This is a genomic window from Methanoregula sp., from assembly GCF_002835825.1.
Taxonomy (GTDB): domain Archaea; phylum Halobacteriota; class Methanomicrobia; order Methanomicrobiales; family Methanospirillaceae; genus Methanoregula.
The window spans coordinates 1-1,034 of the sequence record NZ_PIZH01000776.1 but is presented as its reverse complement, the minus strand read 5'-3'; the positions used below and the strand labels follow the sequence as shown (position 1 = coordinate 1,034).

General features: G+C 59.5%; 1 protein-coding gene. It reads left to right on the top strand.

The genetic code is table 11. The features are described from left to right. Positions 1-1,034, top strand: a 1,034-nt coding sequence (locus tag CW742_RS15130) for an ABC transporter ATP-binding protein (protein ID WP_292421857.1), incomplete at both ends; no start/stop codon positions are given.

The following is a 1,034-nucleotide window of genomic DNA, read 5'->3' as shown; positions in this document are numbered from 1 at the left end:
CTCCGGGGCCGGCAAAACCTCGCTGTGCCTTGCCGCCTCCGGTGTCCTGCACCATGATTATGGCGGGAAGAAAGAGGGATCGGTCACCGTCGACGGAAAAGACGTTGCCGGGTACCAGAGCCTCTCGGAGCTTGCCCGGAATGTCGGGGTCGTCTTTGACGATCCCGAGGCCCAGATGATCTTCACCACGGTCGAAGAGGAGATCCTCTCTGCGCTCGAGTACCGCGGCCTTTCGGCCGGGGTCATCGAAGATCGTCTCGCCCGGATTATGCGGACGACCTACTTAGAGGAACTTAAGGACCGGTCGCCCCACCACCTCTCCGGCGGCCAGAAGCAGCGCGTAGCCCTCGCAGCAACGCTCGCGCTCGGAAACGACATCCTTATCCTTGACGAACCGACCTCCGAGCTCGACGAGCATGCAACGAAACGGATCGCGGATATCCTCAAAAGCCTCAAGGCATCGGGTAAGACCATCCTCTTAATCGAGCACAAGTTCGGCCACTTCCGGGACATTGTCGACACGCTCATCGTCATGGAGAACGGCGCCATCACAGCGCAGGGTGCTCCGGACGAGGTTCTCAGGAACGATCATGTGCGGGGCATGGTACAGCCCGACTTCTCGAAAACAGCGAAGAACGGAGTGCATGCAGAAAAGAACGAGCCGATCATCACGGTCAGCAACCTCACCCACTGTTACGATAATGTGCGGGCACTTGACGGGATCAATCTCACGATCCGTAAGGGCGAGTTCGTCGCCATTGTGGGCGAGAACGGATCGGGCAAGACCACGCTTGTCAAGCACTTCAACCGGCTCCTCTCCCCTACAAGCGGGGATGTTATCGTCAACGGGAAGAACACAAAAGAGCACAGCATCGCGGCGCTCGCCCACGATGTCGGTCTCGTCTTCCAGAACCCCGACCACATGTTCTTTGCCGACACCGTGCGGGAAGAGGTGGCGTACGGGGTGAAGAACCTCGCAATTGAGAATGCCGGTGCGGTTATCGATGCCACCCTTGCCGATGCCGGCCTCGCGG